This is a genomic window from Nocardia sp. NPDC058518, assembly GCF_042719655.1.
GTDB lineage: Bacteria > Actinomycetota > Actinomycetes > Mycobacteriales > Mycobacteriaceae > Nocardia.
Map to the genome: position 1 here is coordinate 198,890 of NZ_JBHXNJ010000001.1, position 19,022 is coordinate 217,911.

General features: G+C 66.8%; 18 protein-coding genes and 1 pseudogene. 7 read left to right on the forward strand and 12 right to left on the reverse strand.

The window, feature by feature from the left end; all coding sequences use genetic code 11:
- The first annotated feature begins 68 nt into the window (after nt 1-68).
- Nucleotides 69-677, forward strand: a complete 609-nt coding sequence (locus ACFWPX_RS00850; protein WP_378924698.1) for a GDSL-type esterase/lipase family protein — start codon at nt 69-71, stop codon at nt 675-677.
- A gap of 3 nt (nt 678-680) precedes the next feature.
- Here ACFWPX_RS00850 and car read toward each other — a convergent pair whose 3' ends face one another.
- Both car and ACFWPX_RS00860 read right to left on the reverse strand, forming a co-directional pair.
- On the reverse strand, nt 681-4,139 hold the full coding sequence (car, locus tag ACFWPX_RS00855; protein WP_378924700.1) for a carboxylic acid reductase: 3,459 nt from the start codon (nt 4,137-4,139) through the stop codon (nt 681-683).
- Nucleotides 4,136-5,635, reverse strand: coding sequence for a carboxylesterase/lipase family protein (locus ACFWPX_RS00860; protein ID WP_378924702.1), 1,500 nt, complete (start codon nt 5,633-5,635; stop codon nt 4,136-4,138). Before ACFWPX_RS00860 ends, car begins: the two co-directional genes overlap by 4 nt.
- Nucleotides 5,636-5,730: 95 nt before the next feature.
- Here ACFWPX_RS00860 and ACFWPX_RS00865 point away from each other — a divergent pair, with 95 nt between their 5' ends.
- From ACFWPX_RS00865 to cydB, 3 genes are all read left to right on the forward strand, one after another.
- Entirely contained in the window at nt 5,731-6,474 is a 744-nt protein-coding gene (locus ACFWPX_RS00865; protein WP_378924704.1) for a uracil-DNA glycosylase, read from the forward strand.
- 95 nt (nt 6,475-6,569) lie between these two features.
- On the forward strand, nt 6,570-8,063 hold the full coding sequence (locus ACFWPX_RS00870) for a cytochrome ubiquinol oxidase subunit I (protein ID WP_378926070.1): 1,494 nt from the start codon (nt 6,570-6,572) through the stop codon (nt 8,061-8,063).
- A 9-nt stretch (nt 8,064-8,072) separates the two neighbouring features.
- Nucleotides 8,073-9,095: a cytochrome d ubiquinol oxidase subunit II gene (cydB, locus tag ACFWPX_RS00875; RefSeq protein ID WP_378913547.1), complete on the forward strand. Its 1,023-nt coding sequence runs from the start codon at nt 8,073-8,075 to the stop codon at nt 9,093-9,095.
- A gap of 49 nt (nt 9,096-9,144) precedes the next feature.
- Here cydB and ACFWPX_RS00880 read toward each other — a convergent pair whose 3' ends face one another.
- Nucleotides 9,145-9,336: a hypothetical protein gene (locus ACFWPX_RS00880; RefSeq protein ID WP_378924706.1), complete on the reverse strand. Its 192-nt coding sequence runs from the start codon at nt 9,334-9,336 to the stop codon at nt 9,145-9,147.
- A gap of 78 nt (nt 9,337-9,414) precedes the next feature.
- Nucleotides 9,415-9,561, reverse strand: a pseudogene (locus ACFWPX_RS00885) (SDR family oxidoreductase); the annotation flags it as partial.
- 65 nt (nt 9,562-9,626) lie between these two features.
- Here ACFWPX_RS00885 and ACFWPX_RS00890 point away from each other — a divergent pair.
- Nucleotides 9,627-9,995, forward strand: a complete 369-nt coding sequence (locus ACFWPX_RS00890) for a hypothetical protein (RefSeq protein ID WP_378924708.1) — start codon at nt 9,627-9,629, stop codon at nt 9,993-9,995.
- 10 nt (nt 9,996-10,005) lie between these two features.
- Here the strand turns inward: ACFWPX_RS00890 and ACFWPX_RS00895 are convergent, their stop codons facing one another.
- From ACFWPX_RS00895 to ACFWPX_RS00925, 7 genes are all read right to left on the reverse strand, one after another.
- Nucleotides 10,006-10,977 (reverse strand): glycine betaine ABC transporter substrate-binding protein, encoded by a 972-nt coding sequence (locus ACFWPX_RS00895; protein ID WP_378924710.1) that lies wholly within the window; start codon nt 10,975-10,977, stop codon nt 10,006-10,008.
- Nucleotides 10,974-11,711 carry an ABC transporter permease gene (locus tag ACFWPX_RS00900; RefSeq protein WP_378924712.1) on the reverse strand — a complete coding sequence of 246 codons (738 nt, stop codon included), beginning with the start codon at nt 11,709-11,711 and terminating at the stop codon, nt 10,974-10,976. Before ACFWPX_RS00900 ends, ACFWPX_RS00895 begins: the two co-directional genes overlap by 4 nt.
- Nucleotides 11,708-12,985, reverse strand: a complete 1,278-nt coding sequence (locus ACFWPX_RS00905) for an ATP-binding cassette domain-containing protein (protein ID WP_378924714.1) — start codon at nt 12,983-12,985, stop codon at nt 11,708-11,710. Before ACFWPX_RS00905 ends, ACFWPX_RS00900 begins: the two co-directional genes overlap by 4 nt.
- Nucleotides 12,985-13,626 (reverse strand): ABC transporter permease, encoded by a 642-nt coding sequence (locus tag ACFWPX_RS00910; RefSeq protein WP_378913541.1) that lies wholly within the window; start codon nt 13,624-13,626, stop codon nt 12,985-12,987. The genes ACFWPX_RS00905 and ACFWPX_RS00910 overlap by 1 nt, the downstream gene beginning before the upstream one ends.
- A gap of 133 nt (nt 13,627-13,759) precedes the next feature.
- Nucleotides 13,760-14,686 carry a TauD/TfdA dioxygenase family protein gene (locus ACFWPX_RS00915; RefSeq protein WP_378924716.1) on the reverse strand — a complete coding sequence of 309 codons (927 nt, stop codon included), beginning with the start codon at nt 14,684-14,686 and terminating at the stop codon, nt 13,760-13,762.
- A 112-nt stretch (nt 14,687-14,798) separates the two neighbouring features.
- Nucleotides 14,799-15,344: a hypothetical protein gene (locus tag ACFWPX_RS00920; RefSeq protein ID WP_378924718.1), complete on the reverse strand. Its 546-nt coding sequence runs from the start codon at nt 15,342-15,344 to the stop codon at nt 14,799-14,801.
- Between the two features lie 150 nt (nt 15,345-15,494).
- Nucleotides 15,495-16,253: a spermidine synthase gene (locus tag ACFWPX_RS00925; protein ID WP_378924720.1), complete on the reverse strand. Its 759-nt coding sequence runs from the start codon at nt 16,251-16,253 to the stop codon at nt 15,495-15,497.
- 200 nt (nt 16,254-16,453) lie between these two features.
- Here ACFWPX_RS00925 and ACFWPX_RS00930 point away from each other — a divergent pair, with 200 nt between their 5' ends.
- On the forward strand, nt 16,454-16,978 hold the full coding sequence (locus tag ACFWPX_RS00930) for a TerD family protein (protein ID WP_378924722.1): 525 nt from the start codon (nt 16,454-16,456) through the stop codon (nt 16,976-16,978).
- A gap of 13 nt (nt 16,979-16,991) precedes the next feature.
- On the opposite strand, the gene ACFWPX_RS00935 is transcribed toward ACFWPX_RS00930, so the two are convergent.
- The gene (locus ACFWPX_RS00935) at nt 16,992-18,398 is read right to left on the reverse strand and encodes a hypothetical protein (RefSeq protein ID WP_378924724.1); all 1,407 of its coding nucleotides are present in this window, start codon (nt 18,396-18,398) and stop codon (nt 16,992-16,994) included.
- Nucleotides 18,399-18,741: 343 nt separating this feature from the next.
- Here ACFWPX_RS00935 and ACFWPX_RS00940 point away from each other — a divergent pair, with 343 nt between their 5' ends.
- Complete coding sequence (locus ACFWPX_RS00940; protein WP_328662749.1) at nt 18,742-19,011, forward strand: hypothetical protein; 270 nt, start codon at nt 18,742-18,744, stop codon at nt 19,009-19,011.
- Nucleotides 19,012-19,022: the final 11 nt, after the last annotated feature.

Consider the following 19,022-nt stretch of genomic DNA (forward strand, 5'->3'; position numbering starts at 1 on the left):
TCCGCTCCCCCGCCACCCGTCAGACCGAGCAGGGCGGCCCCGCTCCCCCGCCTCGTACAGTTGCCGGAATGAACGAGGATCTACGCATCTGCTTCATCGGCGACTCCTTCGTCCAGGGCATCGGTGACCCGGAGTACCGCGGCTGGGTCGGCCGCGTGCTCGCCGCGACCGGCCCCGGCATCACCGCGTTCAACCTGGGCATCCGGCGCAACACCTCCGCCGATGTCCTGCGCCGCTGCTGGCGCGAGGTCGACCCGCGCATCCTGCCCGACACCGACAACCGCCTGGTGATCTCCTTCGGCAGCAATGACGCCGTCGTGGAGGACGGCAGCGTTCGGGTGGGCAAGGCACGCTGCCTCGAGAACCTCGCGACCATCCTTTCCGAAAGCCGGGAGCGCGCGATCCATCCGCTGGTGATCGGCCCACCGCCTGTCATCGACGGCCGCGAGGAGCACCTGCATCGCACAGCGGAACTCGCCGACGAGATGTCAGATTTGTGCGGCTCACGTGATGTGCCGTTCGTCGCCACCACAAGGCAATTGGCCGAAGACCCGATCTGGACCCGCGAAGCCACCGCCGGCGACGGCGCACACCCTGGCAGTGGCGGCTACCAGCGCTTGGCCGACCTGATCCTCGACGGCGGGTGGCACTCCTGGATCGCGCGGCCCAACCGGTGAGGGCTACTCCAGGAGTCCGAGATGGGTCAGGTCGCGGACATATTTGGCGATGAGATCTGCAGGCAGGTGCGGGATGTCGTTGTCGGGGCCGATCTGCGCGGCGCGGACGGCATCGCGGAACCCGTCGGCGGGCAGGGCCGAGCCGGGCAGTGGGCGGCCGGGCTTGCGGTAGGCGTCGAGTAGCGGGAGCAGGGTGTGTTTGCGCTGGGGTTCAGGGAGGGCGCGCAGCGCGGTTTCGAAGCGGGCGAACCAATCGTCGTAGTTGTCGATGCGATCGATGTGGTGGCCTGCTTCGATCAGCCAGTCGACGAAGACGTCGAGCGAGATGCCGTCGTCGTGCGGGTTGAGGACGTCGTAGGTGCGGTAACCACTCGTCGCGGCGGCACCGAGTTCGGTGATCGCCGTGGCGACGAAGTCGGCAGGCAATCCGTCGTAGTGGGCGCGCTGTCGTTGCCCGCCGGAATCGGTGCGGTAGAACGACTTCGGCGCGATCCCGGTGACGAGCACACTCAGCAGGAGCCGGGTGAAGACGTCGGGCACATTGAGCTGGCCGCGGAAGTGACTGTGCGCCAGGATCATGTCCGAGCGGAATACCGCGACGGGCAGTCCGAATCGCTCGGCCGCCTCGCGTAGCAGAACTTCGCCCGCCCACTTGCTGTTGCCGTAGCCGTTGGCATACGAACCGTCCAGTCGGCGGACCGGGCTCATGGTTCGCACGTCACCGTTTTCGGTGAAGGACTCCCCCTGTGCCGCGACGGCCACCGTCGACAGATAGCTCACCGGCTTGCGCGTAGTGGTCGACGCCAGCCGGATGATCTCGGCCGTGCCGACCACATTCGGGCCGAACAGCTGCGCATACGGGAGCACATGGTTCACCAGTGCCGCGGAGTGCACGATCAGATCGACCTCCGCGGCCAGCCGGTCCCATGTCGGCTGTGGCAGACCGAGATTCGGTTCACCGATATCACCGGGCAGTACTTCCAGGGTGTCCTTCGCGAGAGTCTCGAAGTGGGTGGCGAGCTCGCTGTCGCCGGTGTCGAAGGCCGCGTCGAGGCGCTCGCGGGCGGTGACCGCGTCGCCGCCCCTGACGACACAGATCACCTTGCCGCCCTGCGGGGCGAGCCGTTCCAGCCAGGTCAGGAGCAGGAAACGTCCGAGATAGCCGTTCGCGCCGGTGATCAATACCGTCTTCGCCTGCGCGGCTGCGGGCACGCGCGCCGCAGCTGTGACATCCAAGAACTTCTCGAGTGTCAGATCCGCGGCGCGAATCTCGGTAGCGCCGACGCCGTGCACCGCATCGGAATCGGTTCTGTGCGTGCCGGGTTCGCGTTCACGTCGCACGTAGTCGGCGATGCGCGCCAAGTCGCTGTCCGGTCCGAGCAGTACATTCACCGGCACGTCCACGGCGAGCAGTTCCCGCAGCAGGGTCGAATACGACAGGGCCGCCAGCGAATCACCGCCGAGATCACCGAAGCGGGCGTCCGGACGCAGATCCGCCGGATCGCCACCGAGCACCGCGCGAGCGGCACGGGCGACGGTGTCGTACACCGGCAGCCCGGGTGCATCGCGACGCAACCGCTGCAATTCGTCTTCCTGACCCCGCTCGAGGTCGGCATAGAGCTTCTCCAGACACTCCCCATACCGCTGCTTCAGCTTGGGCCGCAACAGTTTCCCGACTCCGGACAACATCCCGTCGGCGGTCGAGAACGGTTCGGCCTCGATGATGAAGTCACGCGGAATCTCGTACGGCTCGAGCTCGGCCGAGACAGCGGCGCGGTGCAGCGACGAACTCACCGCGGCGCGCAACTCGTCGGCAGGCCCCGCGAGCGCGGCCTCGGTGGGCACCACGACCGCAAGCAGATAGGACCGTTCACTATTGCCGTACACATAGATCTGGCGCACCAGGTCCGCGCCGGCGAACACCGCTTCCAGCCGCGACACCGTCACGAATTCGCCCTGGGAGAGCTTGAGGACATTGTTGCGGCGGTCGACATAGGCCAGCCGGTCGGGCGCCAGCTCGGCGACCACGTCACCGGTGCGGCAGAACCCGTCGGCATCGAAGACCTCGGCGGTCACCTCGGGGCGGCGGTAGTACCCCGCGATCATGGTGGTGGTCTTGAGCAGCAGCTCACCGCGCGGGTACGGCTTATCGGTGCCGAAATAGCCGAGTTCGGGCACGTCGACGAGTTTGTAGTCCAGTACCGGTGGGCGCATCACCTTCGTATCGAAGATCACCCCGCCGCCGGTCTCGGTGGAGCCGTAACCGTCGTGTAAGCGCAGCTGCAGCACCGATTCGACGAAGGCACGCAACTCGGGTGCGATCGGCGCGCTGCCGCACAGCGCCGACATCAGCCTGCCGCCGAGGAACTGTTCGCGCAGTTCGGCTTTCACCGCGTCGGTCGCCGCGTCGCCGCGCTCGGCGACCGCGCGGCGGAAGCGCTGCATGATCATGTCGCACACCCTCGGCACCAGGAAGATCTCGGTGGGCCGCACCAGTGTGATGTCGGTGAACAACGTGGACAGATCCGGTGCCGCCGCGAAATACGCCGTGCCGCCACGGGCCAGCACGCTGTTGAGGGTGAGCCGGGCGGCGATATGGCTCATCGGCAGGAAGTTGACATTGATCGCGGTCAGCGGCCGCGGGGGCTGCCAGCCCACCGCGACCAGGCGCTGGGTGTACATCGCGCCTTTGGGTGTACCGGTGCTGCCCGACGTGTAGATCAGCAGGGCGAGGGGATCCTCGCCGTCGGCGGGCACGTTCAGTGGAGCCGCGTCGACGAGGCGGCCCTGTTCTATGGTGCCGTCGAGGGTGCTGAGCACGAGGTCCGCTCCCCCGGCCCGCAATCGGGCGCGGGCCGCGTCGAGGGCATCGCGGTGATCGTCGTCGTCGGCGTGATGGTCGAACACGATCAGCGAGCGTGGCGTTGCGCCCGCCAGGACCGCGTCGACGGCGATGTCCAGGTGCGCGGTATCGACCGCGAACACCGTCGGCTCGGTCTCGTCGAGAATCGACCGCAACTGTTCCAGACCCGCGCCCGCCTGTAGCGGCACCGCGACCCCGCCCAGGTGGATCGTGGCGAGGTCGAGCACGGTGTAGTCGGCGCTGGTGAACCCGAGCACCGCGACGAAGTCCCCCGCGACGACGCCGTCGTGGTGCCAGGCCGCGGCGAGCGCGCGAGTGCGCTCCCACACCTGCCCGTAGGTCAGTACCTCGAACTCCGGCAACAGCTTTCGGATGGATCGTCCGCCGGTGCAGACCAGCTCGGTACGCCGGGTGCCGAGCGCCGGACGGTCGGCGTAGGCGGTCATGACGGTCTCGACGATGCGTGCTGTCGGAAGTCCGGGAGTCGTCACGATGGCGTGAACATCCTCGGCAGGCCGCGCCGCACGGACCTGCCCGTCTTCGGCATAGAGCGCCTTGATTCGGTCAGCCAGCGGGCCCGCGTCGAGCTCTACGGTCATGCTTCACACTTCCGAATGCCTTGCCATGCTTCACGTTGCGCGGACTCCGGGTCGACCAGCACGCGCGGTGGATTGTCGATGATGCAGGTGGTCCGGCGTTCGGCGGTGTAGGGCGTCCACGGCGACAGCGGTCGGCCGGTGCGGGCGAAGCTGAGCCAGTTGTCCTGGATGTAGTCCTGGACCGAGAGGAACGCGCGCCTGCCGCCGGCTGCTGTCATCGCGCGGCCGACCGGTCCGTCGACCCAGCCGAAGACGGGAACGAGGTCGAGTGCGTGGGTGGCACCGAAGCCCGCCAGGTGCAGTGCGCGCGGGGCGTAGTCGTACCGGTACGCATAGGTGGGGGCGTATCGGCTGTGGTTTTCGAGGACGGCCAGCGTCGGGCGTAGGAACAGGTGGTCGCCACCGACACGGACTGCGGTCCGCGCGGCCGGGTAACCGGGGTAGCGGCTGGTCACCTGCTGTTCGGTGCCCGGCTCGTAGCGTTCGAAGATGGTTTTGAGCTGTTCAGGGGTGTGCGGCACCGACTTGGCGAAGCGCTGGAACAGCGTCGCCTCGTCGCGGTTGGTGCCGATGATCAACGGCACCGGATGCGCGCGGCCCGCCGCCATCGCGTCCAAGGGCGTCTCCGGCAGGAAGTCGCCGTCGGCTACAGGGGAATACGGAAAGCTGCCGAGCTCCTCGCGCAGAGACCGGCCGAGCGCACCATCGCCCGCCCGGGACAGGTCTTTCGCGGGCACTGTGCTCAGGACGGTCGCGGCGTCGGCAGCAGTGGCGCCGAGCCGGTCCAGGCAGCGGCGGGCGAAGCGACGCGCCTCGTCCGGTGTCGAGGTCCAGTCGGCGGGGGCGCTCTGCGCGATCGCCCGATGGAACAGGCCGCGCGCGGCGGGGGTCGCCAGCAGGCTGACCACCGCGTGCGCACCGGCCGATTCACCGAAGATGGTGACGTTGTCCGGGTCACCGCCGAACGCGGCGATATTGCGGCGCACCCATTCCAGCGCCGCGACCTGATCGCGAAGTCCGAGGTTCGAATCGAAAGGCCTGTCCGGCGTGGAGAATTCGGTGAAATCGACGTACCCGAGCGCACCGAGGCGGTAGTTCACCGACACCACGATCACGTCGCCTCGCGCGGCCAGCCGCGCGCCGGAGTACATGCTCGACGTGCCGATCAGGTATCCCCCACCGTGGAAGAACACCATCACCGGGCGCGGGGTCGCCGATGTCGTCACCGGGGCGGTGACATTGAGCGTCAGGCAATCTTCGCCGGTGGGTTGCCAGGTTCGCGGCCCGACGCGGGCTCCGTTCGGGTTCTGCACCGCGGCGAAGCCGAATTCGGTCGCCGACCGCACCCCCGTCCACGGTCGAACGGGCTGGGGAGCGCGCAAACGCAGCGCTCCGATGGGTGGGGCCGCGTAGGGCAGGGCACGCCAGCGGGCGATCCGACGACCCGCACGACCGCGCACGACTCCGTCGGCGCTCACGATCTCGGTGGACAACATCCCTCGAATGTACGTGGTACCGACGGTACCGCGCAGCTGGTTCGGTCGGCGAACTGTCTCGAAGTCGCATCCGCGCCGCGGACTAGACTGTGCCGATGACCGGCGAGGATCCGGAAAAAGCCCCGCAGGCGGCGCAATACTCCCCCGATATCGCCGCCGTAGATCGCTTGGTTTCCACCTGCCGCGCCTGCCCCCGGCTCGTCGCCTGGCGTGAAGAAGTCGCCGTCGTCAAGCGGGCGGCGTTCCGCGACGAAGAGTATTGGGGTCGGCCGGTACCCGGCTTCGGCCCCGCCGATGCGCGAATTCTCGTGGTCGGCCTCGCTCCCGCCGCCCACGGCGGTAACCGGACCGGGCGCATGTTCACCGGCGACCCGAGCGGCAACGTCTTGTTCGGCGCTTTGCACGCGGTCGGTCTGGCGAGCGGCGCGCATCCGGTCAGCCGTGACGACGGCATCGAACTGGTGGACACGCGGCTCACCGCACCCGTGCACTGCGCCCCGCCCGAGAACAAGCCGACACCCGAGGAGCGGCGCCGCTGCGCGCCTTTCCTCAGCCGGGAACTGGAATTGCTCGCCCCGACGCTGCGGGTGATCGTCGTCCTCGGCGCCTTCGGCTGGCAGGCGCTGTTCGCCGTCCTGCTGGCAGGCGGCTGGACTGTGCCACGCCCACGTCCTCGTTTCACCCACGGCGCGCAAGTCGTCCTCACCCATCCCGACGGCCGATCGGTCACCGTGCTCGGCAGTTACCACGTGAGCCAGCGCAATACCGCCACCGGCCGGGTGAGCCCCGCGATGATCGAAGACATTCTGCTGCGCGCGAAGACGATCGCCGAGTCCTGACCGGAATTCGCGACTCCGTCACCTAAAATCCAGACGAATTCTTTCGGCAGAAGTTCACTGCGATGGCAGGAGATCCGAAGATGAGTTCGCTGGCAATGAGCACACTGGATGTCTCGAGATGGCAATTCGGTATCACCACGGTCTACCACTTCATCTTCGTGCCGCTCACCATCGGCCTGGCACCGCTCATCGCGATCATGCAGACGGCGTGGGTGATCACCGGAAAAGAGCACTGGTACCGGCTCACCAAGTTCTTCGGAAAACTGTTCCTGATCAACTTCGCCATCGGTGTCGCCACCGGCATCGTGCAAGAGTTCCAGTTCGGGATGAACTGGAGTGAGTATTCCCGATTCGTCGGCGATATCTTCGGTGCCCCACTGGCTTTGGAAGCGTTGATCGCCTTCTTCCTGGAGTCGACCTTCATCGGTCTGTGGATTTTCGGCTGGACTAGATTGCCCAAACTCGTTCACCTCGCGACGATCTGGGTCGTCGCTATCGGCGTCAACCTGTCCGCCTATTTCATTATCGCGGCCAACTCGTTCATGCAGCACCCGGTCGGTGCGAAGTTCAATCCCGAGACCAATCGTGCCGAACTGGACAGCATCTGGACGCTGCTCACCAACAACACCACCGTGGCGGCGTTCCCCCACGTGGTCGCCGGTGCTTTCCTGACCGCGGGTACCTTCGTGGCCGGCATCGCGGGCTGGTTCATGGTGCGCAACGCGCGCAGCGGCGACGCGGCGAAACTCGACGAGGCCAAGGTGATGTGGCGCCCGGTGGCCCGGCTCGGCCTCTGGGTCGTCGCCGCGTCGATCGTGGTGGTCGCGATCACCGGCGATATCCAGGGCAAGCTGATGTTCGAGCAGCAACCGATGAAGATGGCGTCGGCGGAATCGCTGTGTCACACCGAGACCGACCCGGACTTCTCGATTCTGACCGTCGGCACGCACAACAACTGCGACAGTGTCGAACACGTTCTCGAGGTTCCCTACGTGCTGCCGTTCCTGGCCGAAGGTCAGTTCAGCGGGGTGACCCTGCAGGGGGTGGAGGATCTGCAGCGCTCCTATGTCGAGGACTTCGGGCCGGGCAACTACCGACCCAACCTCTTCGTCACCTACTGGAGCTTTCGCGCCATGATCGGCCTGCTGGCCGGATCGGTGCTGTTGCTGCTGGCCGGTTTCTGGCTGACCCGCGGCGGTCGCGTACCCGACAAACGCTGGTTCTCGTGGCTGAGCCTGATCGCCATCCCGACCCCGTTCCTGGCCAACAGCGCGGGCTGGGTCTTCACCGAAATGGGTCGCCAGCCGTGGGTGGTGGTGCCGAACCCCACCGGCGACAAGACCATTCGGATGACGGTGGCCCAGGGCGTCTCGGAGCACGCGACCGCCACCGTCGTGTTCTCCCTGGTCGTCTTCACCTTGCTCTACGGCGCGCTGGCCGTGGTCTGGTTCTACCTGATGCACCGCTACACCGTGGTCGGGCCGGAGCCTGGGCCGTCGGCGTCCGACGATCAGTCCGGTCCCGATGACGACGGTGGTGGCGGCAGGCACCGCGCCGAACCTGTCGAGCCGCTGTCCTTCGCGTACTAGGAGACGACGATGAGTTTGCAGCAATTCTGGTTCGTGCTGGTCGGCGTGCTGTTCACCGGCTACTTCATCCTCGAGGGATTCGACTTCGGTGTCGGCATGCTGATGCCGATCCTCGGCAAGGGTTCCGACGTGCGCAGACGCGTCGTGCTCAACACCATCGGCCCGGTCTGGGACGGCAACGAGGTCTGGCTGATCACCGCGGGTGGTGCGATGTTCGCGGCGTTCCCCGAGTGGTACGCGAGCCTGTTCTCCGGCTTCTACCTTGCCCTGCTGCTGTTGCTGGTGGCCTTGATCATGCGGATCTGCGCCATCGAATGGCGGTCCAAGATCAACTCGCCGAAGTGGCGGGCCTGGTGTGACGTCGGTATCGGTATCGGCTCCTGGATTCCGGCGCTGGCGTGGGGCTGGGTGTTCGCCAATCTCGTGCGTGGCGTGCCGTTGAACGAGAAGCGGCAGATCGTCGGCTCGGTGTGGGATCTGCTCAGCCCCTACGCACTGCTCGGCGCGGCGACCACGGCCATCCTGTTCGCGCTACACGGCGCGATCTTCCTGGCGCTCAAGACCGGTGGTGAAGTCCGCGACGATGCCCGTAAGTACGTCCGGATCCTGTTCGTTCCGACCGTGGTGATCGTCGGCGGTTTCGGCCTGTGGACCCAGCTCGCCTACGGCTCCGGCTGGACCTGGGTCGCCCTCGGCGCCGCGGTACTCGGCCTCGTCGTCGCCGGTGGCGCGACCGCCGCGGGCCGCGACGGCTGGGCCTTCATCGGCACCACGCTCACGATCGCCTCGGCCACCATCCTGCTGGTCGGCTCCCTGTACCCGAACGTGATGCCCTCCACCATCAGCCCCGCCTTCGACCTGAACATCAACAACGCCTCCTCCAGCCGCTACACCCTCCAGGTGATGAGCTGGGCAGCAGTACTCGCCACCCCGGTGGTCCTGATCTACCAGGGCTGGACCTACTGGGTCTTCCGCAAACGGCTGACCGTCGACCAGATCCCCGCACCGACCGGCCTGCCGCTCACGAAATAGACTGCCCAGCCCTCACATTCATCGTGGGTGGCTGCCTGGAGACAATCTTTCAGGGGACCTCGGCGCCCAAGGCGATGTCGAAGCCGGCGCCGTTGCGTGCCAGGCTCACCAGGAGAATGCCGGCCCATTCGAGGGCGTGGGCCATCTCGAGCCCTCCCGCGTCGAGGGCCCGCATGTCCAAGCTCTCCAGAAACGCCGCGACACGTGCCTTCGCCTCGGTGCTGTCGCCGGCGAAGAACACGTCAAGGGGCTTGTCTGCAGCAAGGCCCTTGTTGTGTATGGACCAGTTGGTCGTGGGGTCTTACTGGCGGCGCCACGCTCAGATCACTGTGGTGCCACCGTCGACAACCAGCTCCATGCCATTGACGTAGCTCGAGTCGTCGGAGGCGAGGAACAACGCGACCGAAGCGATCTCTTTAGGGCGGCCCATCTCGCGCCGCGGGATCACGGATTCGAACTGCGCTCTACCAGCACTTCACCGGCAAGGACGAGCTGATCGCCGAATACCTGCGCCGATTCGATCCCGACATCGTGCCCGAAGTGTTCGACCGTGCCGACCTCACACCTCGCGAACGACTCCTCGCCGCGTTCGACATGCACGCGGCCCTGTGCCCGTTCATCGCGGCGGCCGTCGAGATCCCCGACCCGGGCCACCCAGCACGCGTATATGCGCGCAACTACAAAATGGGTTTTGCCGCCCGGCTCACCGATGCCGCCCGCGAGGCCGGCGCCGCCGACCCCGAACAGCTCGGCGAGCAACTGGCGTTGCTTCTGGACGGCGCGTCGGCCCGCAGTCGTGTCCTCGACACCGACACCTTCGCCACCGCCGCAGCCATTGCTGCCGTCCTCGTCGACAACGCCATCCCCACGGCAGCGGCCGACGCCGAACAGCTGTCGTGACCTACGACAGCTATTCGATCAGGTTCTCGCTTTTCAGCCAGTCGTAGGCGACGTCGGCGGGGTCTTCGCCGTCGATGTCGATGCGGCCGTTGAGTTCTCGCATCAGGTCGTCGGTGAGTCGTTCGGAGATCGTGTCGAGCAGGTCGCGCAACGCGGGGTTGGCGTCGAGGACCGCGGCGCGGACGACCGCGGTGCCGCTGTAGGGGAGGAAGAACTTCTTGTCGTCGTCCAGGACGAGCAGATTCAGGTTCTTGACGCGGCCGTCAGTGGTGTAGACCATGCCGAAATGGCACGGGGTGCCTTTGGCGGTCGCGGTATAGACGACGCCGGCGTCCATGCGGGTGACGTTGCCCGCAGGGACGCCGTTGGGATCGTTGTAGGGGATGCCGTATTTCTGCAGCATCGGAATGAAACCGTCCGAGCGGCTGAAGAATTCGTCGTCGACGCAGAAGGTACGTTCGGCGACCGGTAATGCGGCCACGTCCGAGAGCGACTTCACGCCGAGTCGCTGCGCGGTCGACGCCGACGCACCGAACGCGTAGGTGTCGTTGAAGTTGGACGGGGCGAGCCATTCCAGGTCGTAGTCACGCTTTTCGACATCGTGGACGCGCTGCCACAGCTCCTGCGGATCCGTGATCGTCTCGGTCTCGTTGTGGTAGTTGACCCAGCCGGTGCCGGTGTACTCCCACAGCACATCGGCGTCGCCGTTGAGCTGGGCCTGCCGCGACGAAGCCGAACCCGGAGCGCCGGTCAGATCGGTGACCGTGGCACCCGCCGCGGCCAGATAGGTCGCGGTGATCTTGCCGAGCAGCACACCCTCGGTGAAGCTCTTCGAGGTGACGGTCAGCTTCGCGCCATCGAGGGGACGTTCGCCGCCGGGCAGCGTCGCGTCGTGGAAGGTGCCCGACGAACTCACCAGCCCACACCCGGCGAGCAACGAGATCGTCGCGACCAGCGCGGAAATCAGCGGAACCCGTCTCATGAGACACCTCGTGGGGTCGCGGCCAGTTCGACGAGTCGGCCGAGCCAATCGATGATCAGCGCCAGCAGCCCGACGAGCACGGCGCCGGAGATGAGCAGCTTGGGCAGGAACAGGGTGACACCGGTCGTGATCAGGGTGCCGAGGCTGGTCGCGCCGATGAAGGTGCTCAGCGTCGCGGTGCCGACCAGGATGACCAGCGCGGTGCGCACTCCGTTGAGGATCACCGGCACCGCGAGCGGCAACTCGACCTGTACCAGGGTCCGTGCGGCCGAGAAGCCGATACCGCGAGCGGCCTCGATGGTGCGATGGTCCACCTGCCGCAGGCCGACGATCGTGTTCTGCAGGATCGGCAGGATGGCGTAGACGACGAGACCGACCACCGCCGTGCGGAATCCGGTGCCGAGCCAGAAGGTGAACAGCACCAGCAGACCCACTGCGGGGGCGGCCTGGCCGATATTGGCGACGTTCACGGCGATCGGCTCGAACCGCTGCAACGCGGGCCTGGTCAGCGCGACACCGAGGGGAATCGCGACGACCACCACGATCAACGTGGCGACCACCGTGAGCCGGATGTGTTCGAGGATCGTGGTCTGGAGATTGGCCCAGCCGAGCGAGGCCTGTTCGGTCGCGGTGAACGTCGAGGACCGATACCAGAGCAGGTACCCGATGCCGATCACCACGATGATGAGCGGTTCGAACCACACATCGATCGGGACCCGGCGCAGCCGGTTCATGCCGGTCCGGCCGATCCGGGTTCGTCGGCGGCGACGACCGGAGTAGGCGTGGGATCGGAACCGTCGACATAGGTTTCGTAGGACGGGTCCTCGACGGCGGCATGGCCCTCGGCGAGCTTGGTCTGGATCACATCGGTCACCGAGCCGATGTTCAGCGAGCCGACGACGGCGCCGCGACCGTCGGTGACCAGGGTGGCGCCCTGACTCGCCGCGAGCATGGCGTCGAGCGCGTCGTTGAGCGTGGAGGACTTGGCCACGACGGGCAGACGGCGATCCAGATAGTCCGAGACCTCCGGCTTGCTCGCCACCTCCGTCAGCGAGGGCCACGACCGCGGCCGCCCTGCTTCGTCGACGACCACCACCCAGGTGTGCCCCGCGGCCTTCGCCCGCCCGAGCACCACCTGCGACGATTCCCCGATCCGGGCGGTCGTCACCGGGTCGACCTCCACGTCGCGCACCCGCGACACCGTGAGATAGGCCAGTTTCGCGCCGGATCCGACGAATTCCTCCACGAACGGCGTCGCCGGATCGGTGAGGATCTCCTCCGGCGTCGCGTACTGCTCGACGTGTCCGCCCTCGGACAGAATGAGCACCTTGTCGCCGAGTTTGGTGGCTTCCTCGAAGTCGTGGGTGACGATCACGATGGTCTTGCCGAGTTCGTGCTGGATCGCGATCAGACTGTCCTGCAACCGAACCCGGGTGATGGGATCAACCGCGCCGAACGGTTCGTCCATCAGCAGCACCGGCGGGTCGGCGGCGAGCGCGCGGGCGACGCCGACGCGCTGCTGCTGGCCGCCGGACATGTCCTTGGGCAGCCGGTCGGCGAACGTCGCCGGGTCGAGACCGACCAGGTCGAGCAGATATTCGGTGCGTTCGGCGATCCGCTTCTTGTCCCAGCCGAGCACCCGCGGGATCGCGCCGATGTTCTTCGCGACCGACCAGTGCGGGAACAGGCCACCGGACTGGATGACATAGCCGATCGACTGGCGCAGCTTGTCGGGATCCTCGCGGGTGACGTCGCGGCCGCCGATGAAGATCCGCCCCTCGGTCGGCTCGATCAGCCGGTTGATCATCTTGAGCGTGGTCGTCTTTCCGCACCCCGACGGTCCGACGAACGCGACGATGTCGCCGGCGTCGATCTCGAGGTCGAGGCGCTCGACGGCGGGGGTGTCCTGGCCCTTGTACCGTTTGACGACCCCGTCCAAGGTGATGGAATCACCGGTCACATTGCGCTGCGGCGCCGTCGGCGCCTGCTGGCTGGTCACATCGGTCATCACAGTCCCTTGGCAATCGTGAGGCGTCCGAGCAGGACGAGGAGCGCGTCGAAGACCAACGCGATGGCAACGATGAGAATGGTTCCGGTGAGCGCCATTTCGAGGGCATTGGCGCCGCCGAGGCGGGACAGACCGTTGAAGATCAGCGAGCCGAGGCCGGGTCCGAGGACGTAGGCCACGATCGCGGCGACACCGACGATCATCTGGGTCGAGACCCTGATCCCGGTGAGAATCACCGGCCAGGCGATCGGCAGTTCGACGGTCAGCAGGATCCGCCACCGCGAGAGCCCGATGCCGCGCGCGGATTCGACGACCGTGGCGGGCACCGATCGCAGGCCGACGATCGCGTTACCGATCACCGGCAGGGCGGCGAAGAACGCCAGCATGATGAACGACGGCACCACACCGAGACCGAACGGGACGAGCAGCAACGCCAGCAGCGCCAGCGAGGGAATCGTCAGTGCCACCCGGCTCGAGGTCAGCGTCAGCGCCGACGCCAGCGGTAGCCGGTACACCGCCACGGCGATCAGGATCGCGACGACGGTTCCGACCAGCACCGTCTGAAACGCCAGCGACGCGTGCTGATAGGTGAGGAAGGTGAGAACCTCGCCCCGCCCCCGGACATAGCTCCACAAATTCACGGCATTCCGATCGTCGGACTGGGCCAGCGGGTACCTGTTCGCGCGTGATCAACGGTCGAATGTGCCGTCGAAGAATAGTTGATACCGGGTGTTCGTCCGGGGACGCGCGCGACGTCGTGGCGGTCGACGATGGCTATGCCGCACGCTCGAGCGGAGCAGCGTACGGCTCGGCATCGCCCGCGATGACCGTGCTCACGGAGCCGTCGACACCGACGGGCACCGGCCCGCCCAGTGTGATGCGGGTGAGCCTGCGGTGCTCGCTGCCGTCGTAGTCGTCGATGGCGTAGTGCTGGGTGGCCCGGTTGTCCCAGATCGCGACGTCGCCCAGCGACCAATCCCAGCGGGTGGTGTGCTCGAGCCGAGTGACCCGGTCCTGGAACAGGCGGAACAGCGCCCGCGACTCACTGCTCGACACCCCGACGATCTCGGAGACGAAGCAGCCCAGCAGCAGGGCTCGTTCGCCCGTCACGGGGTGGACCTCCACCACGGGGTGCTCGGTCTCGAAATAGGTGGACTCGAACTCGCGACGGTAGGCGCGGTCGGTGTCGGCGGATCGGTCCTCGATCTCCGCGGCATAGTCGTAGCGGTTCGAATGCCGCGCGCGCAGGCTCTCGGCGAGGCGCTTGAGCGGCTCCGGCAGCGCGTTGTAGGCGGCCACGGTGGAGGCCCATGTGGTCGAACCGCCGTAGCTGGGCAATGCGACCGCGCGCAGGATGGAGGCCTGCGGGACACGATCGACGAAGGTGACATCGGTGTGCCAGACATTGGAGCGGGTCTGGTGCGAATCGATGGCCAGGCTCTTCGCACCGGCCGAGGTGACGGTCGGGTGCGGGGTGGTCGGATCGCCGAGCAACTGCGCGAACTCGTACTGCCCGTCCTCGGTCAGGTGGTGCTGGCCCCGGAAGAAGATCACCTTGTGCTCGTCGAGCGCGGCGCGGATGGCAGCCACCGACCGCGCGTCCAGGTCACCGCCGAGCCGGACACCGTCGATCCGCGCGCCGATGTGGGCACCGAGCTTCACCACCCGCACACCTGGGACGGCTGCGTCATCGACGGACATACGAAGGCCTCTCGCTCGAACCTGGACGATCTGGTCACACGAAACCACCAGGAACGGGCCGCGACCAGCATTGGATTCAGGGTGAGCGGAATCGATGCCGTCATAGACGGACTTACGGAATGCGCAGTTCCGCCCCGTTGCGTCCAGCAGCGGACCAACTACTGAATCGTTTTTCGGCGGCTTCGGCCGACGGTGCGCTGATCACCCGGGCGACCGCTTCCCATGACGCTCCCGACGCGCGCACGAACCGGACGGCTTCGACGAGCCGCTGCTGTGCCGACGCGGTGTCCTCGAAGGCCAGCCGCACCGGGATCAGCGCCTGCATCTCGAGCTGGTGGTAGTCCCATTCCGCGAGCACCAAGCGGGACAGGTCCGCGTCGAGTCGGCCGGTCGAGCAATGCAGGACCCGTGCGGACGGGGCATGGTCGTCGAACCGGTCGGCGCGTAGCCAGGTTCGCCCGTGCCAGCTCTCGCAGGAGCACAGTGCCCGCCACCCGATCACCTCCTCCGGTGGGCGCGGGTGCCGATCTTCCGGGGATAGCGGTTGGGCGTCGATCGCGACCGTCGCGCGCGGGTCGGGGGCGTCGCTGCGTCCGTACAACCCGTCCGCGAAGATATCGGCGACCCATCCGCGATGGTTTTCGAGCAAGCTGTTCATCTGACTCCGATGTCGAATCCGAAAAGCTCGATCCCGAACCGGCCGGTCATGAGGCGACGCCAGCGGTTCGGTGTGTGGGACGACTACTCCCAGATACCTACGATCGACCTCATCGACACCGATGGCAATCACCTGGACGCATTCTTGTACCTAGTCACATACTGCCTGGTCGTGACCTGTGCCCGATGTGCGGTCGGGCCGAGTAGCGAGGTAGATCGTCGCGCTGGATTGCCCGCGGGTGAGCGGGTTGCCGAACACGATCGGCTGTGCCTCGACATCGACGAAGACGGATTCGAGAATCGCGCAGAACTCGTCATCGGGCGCGTCGTCGGACCACATGGCGAAGGTGCCGCCGTCGGTCAGGTGGTTCGCGACCGCGCGCATGCCCTCGCCGGTGTAGAACGCGGCATTCGGGCCGTGCAGGACGTGGCGTGGCGAGTGGTCGATATCGAGCAATAGCGCGTCGTACGTACGGCCGGGGCGTGCCGGATCGAACCCCACCCGCCCCGCCACCGCGGCGAAGAAGTCCGCGCAGACGAGCTCGACCCTGCGGTCGGCAGCCAACCCGGCGGTGTCGGGCAGCAGATCCCGTCGATGCCAGTCGATGACCGCGTCGGAATACTCGACCACGGTGAGCTCACGAATGCGCGGTTCCGTCAACGCTTCTCGCGCGGTGTACCCCAACCCGAGCCCGCCGACCAGCACATCCAGCCGGTCGCCCGGTGTCCGTGCCAACCCCAGCCGCGACAGCTCACATTCGGCGACGGTGAACAAGCTCGACATCAGGTACTCGTCGCCGAGCTTCACCTCGTAGACATCGGCACGCACCGTCGGATCGAACCGCCGACGCAAACTGATCTCCCCGATCGGGGTCTGCCGCCAGCCGAGTTCTTCGAAGCGTGCGCTCATCGCCGTCACGGTAGTCCTGCGACAACCGGAATCCGGCCGACGACGGGCCGGGCGGCGCCCTGAGATTTGTGGTGGGCGTGGTCTTTACGGCATGTTTACGGGTAGGCGAGCCGGGGAGCCTGGTCGGCAGCCCGGCTCGAGCTCGGCCGAGTGGGGTGCGATCAGTGACGGAAACCCACTCGTTCGGCCAGGAGTACCGCATGACTCACACCATCACCCACCTCAGCATCGGCCTCGGTTGGGACCCCGCCCACGCCGACGGAACCGGCTCCGCCCGCAGGGACATCGATCTCAATGTCGCGGCGCTGTCGTTCGCGGGTCAGAACTTCGTCGACGCCGCCTTCCACGATCAACTGACCTCGCGCGACGGCGCGCTGCGCCACCTCGGCGACAGTGTCACCGGCGATGGCGACGGTGACAACGAAGTCATCGTGGTCGACCTGACCCTTCTCGATCCCGCGATCACCACGATCGTGTTCCTCGTGACTTGCTACACCGGCCAGCGATTCGACCAGATCGCCAACGGCTTCTGCCGTGTCGTCGACAATGTCACCGGCATCGAATTGGTCCGCCTCGACCTCGACAGCATCGGCGCCCACACCGGTATCGTCGTCGCCACACTGCACCGCCCCCACCAGGATTGGGCCTTCACGGTGATCGGCCGGTCGATCAATGCCCAGCATGTCGTCGACGCAGTCCCTCAACTCACGGGCTACCTCCACTGAGGTCTGTCCGTCGTTAATCCGACAAGCGGTCGCGTGCTCGTAGTCGCGTCTCGAGCGCGTCGAGCACGTGCGTCACGTCCGCGTCGAACTCCTCGGCTAGCATTTCCAGTAGTGCCGCGCCGATCAGCAACAGCGTGGTGAAGACTACGGGCGCGATGGGCTCGGTGGCCTCGAGCAAGGGTCGGGTCCGGGGCGCTCCGCCGCGATGCCAGGCCTCGAGAAGTGCCAGTGCGCCCTGGAGGTAGACCGGTGGTTCCGGTCGGGCGCTCAGCGCGGGGATCGCTCGGTCGGCCGCGCGGCGCAGGACATCCGACATAGCCTCGGTGCCAGGGGCCATGGCCTCCACCGCGCAACAGGCCAAACGCAGGGCACCGTCGAGGTGTCGCGGGGTGTAGTGGGCCGATTCCGGGATCTGATCCCACGGCAGGCGCAGAACGTGCAGCAGGTCGGCGGTGATCGCGCTCGCCGTCGGTGCCTGCACCGCCGCCGGGGCTGAACCCGACGTGTGATCGACACCGAGCATGATCTCCAGCCCGATCGCCGATGCCATGAGATCGCTTCGGCTGCTGCGGGATTCGCGTCGAAGACGGCGATCCTCGACCAGTAGCCAGCCGACCGTCTGCGCATCGGCGGTTCGGAGCAGTTTCGCGTCGGCCTGCCAGCCGTTCGCCGTATCGCACCGCGACAGCGCGCAGACGAGGTCGGCCATGACGTGATTGCCGGTGACCAGCGTCGGCTGATGGCGTGGCCGGCGCGACACCACCGGCAGCTCACCCAGCCGGGCCGACGAGGAGACGAACGACATCGCGGCGAGCGCCGCCGCCGCCGTCCGCGCGGCGGACACGGCGTCGGCGGCGTTGGTGCGCAGCAGCGCGCGATGGATCGAGTCCGCCAGCGGCGCGACGCCGAACTCCGCGTAGTGCAGAAGTAGCCAGGCCAGCGGCATCTCGCCCAGGACCGGCGCGAGCCGTTCGTTCAGCTCGTACAGCAGCGCGGCCGACTGCTCCGGCCTGCGAGATCGCGGCGCCTCGCCGGTGAGGTCACGCCATTCCAGCAACGCCAGATAATTCGGCAGCAGCAAGCTATCCACCAGCTCACTCACCTGAGCGATGACGAATTCGAAATCCAGCTCCGTCATCGTGCCCGGCCCGACCGAATTCAGCACGGGATTACCGTCGAACGGGTCGAAGCCTGATTCACCGAGGGCGAGATCGAACAACAACTCCGCGTGCCCGAGCCTGCCGACGACCCGGCCGACAAAGGGCACCACCCCGCCGTCTTCAACGGCGGTCGCCGCACCGAGGAGGCAATTCACCATGGCGCCTTCAGCTTTGGCGTGCGCACAGAATCTCCGCAGCCGCTGATGCACGGTATCTTCGGCATCGAAACCCGTCCGCACGATCTCTTCGGCAATCGTCACTATTGCCGCGTCGACGACATATTCGGGCCTCCCCCCGGCCGCCTCGGAGGCCGACGCTGGGCCCGCGAAATAAAGCCGATCACTGAATGCGTCGCCCATTCGTCGCCTCACCACAACCTCCACTCGGATGCGCAGCCTGCCGTGCCCCTTGACAGCCTTCCAGCAAATTGTTCGCAAGTCGCGGCTCACACCTCACAAGGCGATAACGGCATGAGCACCGCACGGATCGGCCGGGCCTGCCGCGCGCACCACGCACCACCGTCGAGACCCTGTCGAGACACTATTTGCCCGAATTCGGGCAGGGATGTTGGCGAACCGGGTGCGGCGGGGCAAGATCGTGCGAGTGAATGACGGGGTACCCACCGAGCTGGTCCGCTACGTAGTGGCCTCCACCGGCCTACCCGAACGGGTGGCCGCCCGGGTCGTCGCCGATATCGTCGGCTACTTCGACGAGACGGCCGAGCAGTTCGTCCGGCGCAGGCACGCCGAGTTGCAGTCTCGGGAGATGCGCAACGCCGAGATCTGGCGACGACTCGAAGCCGAACTCGCCGAGCGTCCGGTCGCGGCCCCGTCCTTCACCGAACGGCAACTACGTCGCATCGTCTACGGGTAAGGGGTTCATCA